Origin of the sequence: Vibrio sp. 1F253, assembly GCF_041439295.1 — a bacterium.
Classification (GTDB): domain Bacteria; phylum Pseudomonadota; class Gammaproteobacteria; order Enterobacterales; family Vibrionaceae; genus Vibrio; species Vibrio tasmaniensis_A.
Window position 1 is genome coordinate 101,672 of the sequence record NZ_JBGONU010000012.1, and the last position, 6,100, is coordinate 107,771.

The 6,100-nt window shown below is 42.2% G+C and carries 7 protein-coding genes; 6 read left to right on the forward strand and 1 reads right to left on the reverse strand.

Features of this window, described 5'->3' with window-relative positions; all coding sequences use genetic code 11:
• Positions 1-287 precede the first annotated feature (287 nt).
• The 6 genes from ACED28_RS08720 (at position 288) to ACED28_RS08745 (ending at position 5,419) form a co-directional block, all read left to right on the forward strand.
• A complete protein-coding gene (locus tag ACED28_RS08720; RefSeq protein ID WP_371709664.1) occupies positions 288-1,826 on the forward strand; it encodes a diguanylate cyclase domain-containing protein in 1,539 nt (512 codons plus the stop codon).
• An 87-nt stretch (positions 1,827-1,913) separates the two neighbouring features.
• Complete coding sequence (locus ACED28_RS08725) at positions 1,914-2,444, forward strand: exonuclease domain-containing protein (RefSeq protein WP_371709665.1); 531 nt, start codon at positions 1,914-1,916, stop codon at positions 2,442-2,444.
• A 347-nt stretch (positions 2,445-2,791) separates the two neighbouring features.
• A complete protein-coding gene (locus tag ACED28_RS08730) occupies positions 2,792-3,148 on the forward strand; it encodes an antibiotic biosynthesis monooxygenase (RefSeq protein WP_371709666.1) in 357 nt (118 codons plus the stop codon).
• Positions 3,149-3,163: 15 nt separating this feature from the next.
• On the forward strand, positions 3,164-3,859 hold the full coding sequence (locus ACED28_RS08735; protein ID WP_371709667.1) for a hypothetical protein: 696 nt from the start codon (positions 3,164-3,166) through the stop codon (positions 3,857-3,859).
• Positions 3,860-4,277: 418 nt separating this feature from the next.
• Positions 4,278-4,979, forward strand: a complete 702-nt coding sequence (locus ACED28_RS08740; protein WP_371709671.1) for a transcriptional regulator — start codon at positions 4,278-4,280, stop codon at positions 4,977-4,979.
• A gap of 2 nt (positions 4,980-4,981) precedes the next feature.
• Entirely contained in the window at positions 4,982-5,419 is a 438-nt protein-coding gene (locus tag ACED28_RS08745; protein WP_371709668.1) for a hypothetical protein, read from the forward strand.
• Between the two features lie 33 nt (positions 5,420-5,452).
• Here ACED28_RS08745 and ACED28_RS08750 read toward each other — a convergent pair whose 3' ends face one another.
• Positions 5,453-5,902: a TerB family tellurite resistance protein gene (locus ACED28_RS08750; protein WP_371709669.1), complete on the reverse strand. Its 450-nt coding sequence runs from the start codon at positions 5,900-5,902 to the stop codon at positions 5,453-5,455.
• Between the last annotated feature and the right edge of the window lie 198 nt (positions 5,903-6,100).

A 6,100-nucleotide genomic window follows, 5' to 3' on the forward strand; every position in this document is an offset into this window, starting at 1 on the left:
TGGAAAGAAACTCGGTAGCACGAGACTGAAACGGTCGCTTTCAAGCTATAAATATGGGTGGATACTAGCATATTCAAGGCTTAAGAGGTGTATTTAATGTTTTCAAACAAGTGGCTTTTTAGTGTGTTAGCTTGAAATTTAGTCGAGATTTGTCTGGTTATTGGTCATGGGGGGCAGTAAAATTTACAAAATGCCCGTTTAATGTGACATTTAGGACTAAACATGAATGGAGCATTATTTCCGTCCGTTATATACTTTTCATTCAATAGAGCCTATTTGGAACCCGCATGCCCCAAACTACTGACCCACTAACAGGGTTGAAGAGACAAACTCTCCCGTTGGTCGTATTTTCGGTCAGTTTTTTGATTACTGTTTTGTGCTTTGTATTAGTCATGCTTAATCAAAAGCGTGCGCTGAATATGAATTTGGATAGTTTTGCTACTCACCAGACATTGAGCTTGGAAGCCTTTATAGATAATGATGTGGCATATATTGGGTCTGGTGCTAATTTTTTCTACGCAAATGACCCTGAAAATTGGGATAAGTTTGATCGCTTTGCTAAGCAAACCATAGATGATTCAAAGAGTTTAATTGCCTTGCAGTGGATGCAAAAAGTGCCCGCAGACGAGATAGCTGAGCACACTGCGAAAATGAAAGAAAAGTACCCATTCTTTAAGCTGTATACCATTCCTAAGAACCAAGCAAAAACCTATGGCTACATTTTGGATGGTCAGCCAGCTTTCGTTGCTAGCGATATTTTCCCCAACACAGAACCAAACAACAAAGTTCTTGGCTTTTACTCTTCTAGAGAGCGATTTGATCTCGTTCTAGATAATATCAAACAGACACGTAAGGCGAATATTTCAGACAAAGTTCGCTTGATACAAGATGGGCTAGATAAAGGCACAAAAAAGAGTGGCATGTTGGTGTATCACCCTGTCTTTGAGGGAGAGAGGGACAACTTACTCGGCGTTGTAATTGGTGTGGTTCGCACCACATACTATTTTGAGAACTTGCTGGCTTCGACGGTTGGGGATATGAATGTTTATGTCCGCGTTAGTGATGTCGGTTTTGAAGCCGAAGATGCACCTGTCTTGTTCGAAACGAAAGGTTATGAGGGTGTGACTGGACAACATATCACCAAGAAAATCACACTCACTAACCGTGAATGGGTTGTCGACTTCAAGATAGACTCATGCATTTCGTTTAATGGTTACCTGGTGTTGGCCGGGATTGCCCTCGTGGGCACGACTATTTCACTGTTGCTTTCTTATATCGTTAAACTGCAAGTCCAAGAAAAAGTACGCCTGTATAAAATGATTGATGAAAGAACGGAAGAACTCCGTTTTCTTGCCAATCATGACAGCCTCACAGAGATTTATAATCGACGAGCCTTTAATAAGGTGCTCGATAAAGCGATACAAGGTGACAAGCCGTTTAGCTTGATTGGATTTGATGTCGATAAATTTAAAGGGATTAATGATCAATTTGGCCACCCGGCTGGTGATGCCTTACTGGTTCATGTAATTCAGTTGATTTCAGGCAGTTTGAAAGAGGGCGATCATGTCTTCCGTATGGGAGGAGATGAGTTTGGTATCATTTCGAGCGTCATTGAACACGACGCACTGGCTCGTTATTTAGAATGCATTTTGGATACGGTGAGCGAGTATCACTGTGAGCATAAAGGTCAACTATTGAGTTGTACTCTAAGTATCGGTGCTACCATCCGCAGTAAAGAAGACATCGAAGAACTCCTTCAAAAAACCGATAGTATGCTTTACCTAAGTAAGTCAAATGGCCGAAATCGCGTTACAATTGCAGGCTAAATGAGCACTTGATGCAACTAGGGTCGAGTTCTGTATTGGGCTCATGTACAATTTGACAAAATTTTTGACGAGAGAATTAGGCGACGTATGAATCACAATCGAGTGGTATGTTTCGATTTGGAAATGTGCTGTTGGAGCGAAGACGGTGTGGGAACAACAGGCGAGATCATTGAAGTTGGTCTTGCTGAAATTGATCTAGCATCTGGCACTATCGTCAAGCGAGCACAATACTACGTTAAGCCAGAGAAAGACGAAGTCTCTCTGTTCTGCGCCGAGCTAACGGGCATAACACCTCGTAAAATCGAAAAGCAAGGTCGTCCATTAGAATCTGTCATCAAGTCGATGATTAGGAACTTCGGTGGACCAAAAAAAATCTATGCAGCGTGGGGACGTGACGACCTTATCTTACACAAAGAGTGTATTGAGAAAGGCATCGAACCTCCGTTCAGCGAGTTCTTGAATATCGCCACGCTTTATCGAGTTCAGAATCGATTGAAAGAAAAACGTATTGGTCACCGTGCAGCTCAAGAAGCGAAAAACATTGAGTGGGAAGGTCGTCAGCACTCTGGTTATGTTGACGCTTATAACTTGGCAAAGCTTGCGCTGACTATGTTGTAATCGTTTGTATTTCAGAGAGGCGCTTGGTTAAATACTGAAAGGTTAAACACTTAAAGTTAGCCTGAATCTTGTGAGTTATTAAAATGAAGAGCCACCTACTTATTAGGTGGTTTTTTTGTGCCTGTTATTTGAGGGTAATGACTATTCACGTTAAGGGCAATGACTATCCCAAGAAACCTAATTTCAACAAGTGGTTTATCAATAGTGAATGGCTACATCGCTTATTTTACGAGTGAATAATATTGGTTTGAAATTTAGCTTTTTAATTAATATTAAATCGCAGGTCTCGACCTTGATTGGGGAGGGCTAGGTGGTAGCGTTAGCTCACCCAAAACAAGGAGAATAGGATGAAGAACATTATTAAGTATGGATTGGCACTGGGGGCGCTAAGCGTAAGTGCGTTGGTTTCGGCACAACCCATTGTATTGATAAATACCTTTTCAGTCGAGCCGGCCCATGAGGCCGCTACATTAACGTATTGGGAAAATGCGCGAGACGTATTGATGAAGCAACCCGGATACCTATCGACCAAACTGCACCGCTCTTTAAGCTCGGACGCGACATACCGCTTTATCAATGTCGCTGAATGGGAGAGCAAGAAGCAATTCCATGATGCAATACAAGTGATGAGAAAAGAGCTACCACCTTTAAAAATCGAAGGGGTTTCTGCTGACCCTAACTTGTATGAAATCATTCGCGACTAATCAGGAAACCACATAATGAAAACAACTCTAGGAACCTTTTTAGCTATTTTTAGCTTTCTACTTTCAGCGACTCTTTTTTCAACCCATGCCCATGCTGCGGCATACGGTGTGTCAGTCGCTTGGAAAACCGACGATGCTCAAGCGGTATTTGAGGCGATGCCTCATCAGAAAAAAGCATTTGCTAACTTAATTGACGCGGGCTTGGTACACGATATGTTCGTATCGGAAAGCTTTATCGGAGACAAGAAATTTCCGATGATTAAGTTTGTGATTGAAGCGGACAGTGAACAGCACGTTCGAGAGTTGATTGGTAACCTACCATTCCAATTCAAAGAGCTTGTCGAGGTGACTGAAATGAGAGACATCGGTAATAAGTGGTTAAACACTGACGTCGCTTTCAAAAACTACGCAGTCGAACTCGCTTGGACAGAGCCTGAGAATCAATTCATTGTCGATGAGATTATCAGCCAAGATTTACAAATGGTTGTCGATTGGAGCGCTCAAGGCGTGATTACTTCTGCTTACTTAAAACATCAAGAAATAGCTCAAGAGAAGCCAAACCAAAAAGCGATGATCAGACCCATTTACTCAATGGCGATATTGGCTAAAAACGAAGAACAAGCTCGCGGAGTTGCCAGTCAGTTGAATGCAGTAAAGTTAGGCTTCGCTGAAGTTATGATTAGTGAACTTGGATTCAAACTGGAACTATAATTTCGCTAGAACAGAATTGTGACCTCGTTTTCAGATTGCGTAACGACGAGGTCTTAATATAGGACCATGACAAGTTTAGAGTTAAACTTGGCTATGTTCATAGGTGAGTGAGTTTTCGTGACTGGCTCACCTTGTTGTTATTTTATCTTGTTACTTGCTGAGCTTATATTTGGCTTAATTATTGACTAAACTTATTACTCTTCTTTTCCATGTATGGTTTGGTATTAGCTCGACCAAATAAACACCTTTTTGATGACCTTTTATTTATGAACGCCTCGCCGAAATGAACGCCAATAGCCCTGATAAGATCACCTTAGACGCTTCGGGTATCGAATTGAATAACAATACTCTCATTAATTCGAGCTCTAACAAGCAGGTCACCTTGTCTTCATCCGAAAGTTTGATCCTTGAACATTTGGTGATGAATAGCCCGAAAGCGATTGGCCGAGACTTCCTTCTTGAACATTGCTGGCCTGGGCGGGTGGTGACAGGAAGCTCGCTAAACGTAGCGATAAAGAACATTCGTACAGCGTTGAATGAACTGAACTGTGAGTGCAAAATTTTAACGGTTCAGAAGCAAGGGTACAGTTTTAGCAGGCCTCAACAGCTTGGTGGTTATCTATCAACACCCATTTCTGCTATTCAAACTCAAGTAGCTCAAGTTAATGTTCCTAATGAAACCGTTGAGCTAGAGGTTTTTAATACTGACAGTGATCGCAGTGATGACAGTAAAAGCGAGTCTGTATTACCCCAACAACGGGAACTTCATAAACAGCGAAGGGTTAAGAGTTTTCTCACTCGTCACCAATCTCGTATTGCCGGAATTGTAGTCAGCGCGCTTCTTCTCATGCTGTTTTATCAGTTTGCATTTTTTATAGATAAGAGTGCCTACCGAGGTATGGATGTTTATCACGACAGCTTGAATTTTGATGAAGCCGTCATAAAAGAGTTGGATGCCGTGTCAGAGCTCGGTGTTGATTCGCTCTATCTGCATCGCATTGGCGTTGGGTGTCAAAATATCCAAGCCGTCGCCTTGATAAATGGACATTGGAAAGAGATAAGCCATCAGTTTAAAACTGTCTCTTGCGAAGGCGACAATGACAATGAGCGAGGGCAATAAGTATGAATCGTAAATTTTGGATGCCTATCTTATTGACGCTTTTTGTGATTCTAAATGTAGGCTTGATCTCTGGGCTCGCAACCAAAAGTACTTATAAATTTTCCGCAGAATACCCGATGGTCGGGTGGGAGAGAATCTCTCTCCGATTGGAAAATGGTCGAGTCAAAATGCAGTACATTGGTTATGACATGGATGGCAATGTCGCTCAAACTAAGCAGATGTTTGGTGTATTCTTGCGCTGGGGGAATCACTACTACCTTTATCAATTGGACCAGGATCAAGCCCAAGATAAGCAGACATTCAATATCAAGCACTTATACATTCAACAAACACAAGGCAAGCGCAGTGTGTTGGTATCAAATCAGCGCGGCCTTTATGTCACTAAGAAGGGCACGCCGTTAGAGCTCAAAGGCATCATGCATGGCGATCGATTACGCTAATACAGAGGCTTAATGCTAGTAAAGAGCCTTTGGTTAGCTTTTACCGATGACGTTCAGCTTAGTTTTGATAAAGTCACTGTGGTCAACGTAGAGCAGTTCTGCGGTTTTACGGATCACTGAATCTTCAAGTGGGTCAATCTCTCCATCCGCATGCGCGACTTCCCACATAGCTTTGATTAATTCTATGCGAACCGGCTGCGAAAGCTCTCGCAGTTGAGAAGTGAAATCGTACAGAGAAACAGATTGTTCAACTTGAGGCTCAGCTTGTGTTAATAAAGCTTTTGATTCTTCTTCGGTTATGTTCAGTAAACGCTGAAGTAAGTGCAGTTTGGCTTGTTGCTCTGATTCGTTGATCGCGTGGTCTGCACCAGCGATTTCGCATAATAAGCTGGCGATGGCTAAGTTAGGTGAGGCAGTGGGCGTTTTGCCTAAATCAGAGCCGTCAACTAATTGTTTAAATAACGAGGTAAGTGAGTTAAACATAAGAGCGTTCCAGTTATGGTGAATATTATTACTATTGGGCCTACGAAGTGTGATCGCAAGCGTCTTTACTTAAAATTGACATTACGAAGAGGTCAGCAATAAGGAACACTTGTTTAGGGCGTGTTGACCTTTCGCGGTTAAACTTTGTTCGAGATAAAAGCGTTTTAATCGCGGCGAGGGGGAAGTAGCCTAGTCATT

What these genes read in the sequence shown, in the direction of transcription:
- ACED28_RS08720 (WP_371709664.1), top strand. Translation starts at nt 288, where the DNA reads ATGCCCCAAACTACTGACCCACTAACAGGGTTGAAGAGACAAACTCTC.
- ACED28_RS08725 (WP_371709665.1), top strand. Translation starts at nt 1,914, where the DNA reads ATGAATCACAATCGAGTGGTATGTTTCGATTTGGAAATGTGCTGTTGG.
- ACED28_RS08730 (WP_371709666.1), top strand. Translation starts at nt 2,792, where the DNA reads ATGAAGAACATTATTAAGTATGGATTGGCACTGGGGGCGCTAAGCGTA.
- ACED28_RS08735 (WP_371709667.1), top strand. Translation starts at nt 3,164, where the DNA reads ATGAAAACAACTCTAGGAACCTTTTTAGCTATTTTTAGCTTTCTACTT.
- ACED28_RS08745 (WP_371709668.1), top strand. Translation starts at nt 4,982, where the DNA reads ATGAATCGTAAATTTTGGATGCCTATCTTATTGACGCTTTTTGTGATT.
- ACED28_RS08750 (WP_371709669.1), bottom strand. Translation starts at nt 5,902, where the DNA reads ATGTTTAACTCACTTACCTCGTTATTTAAACAATTAGTTGACGGCTCT.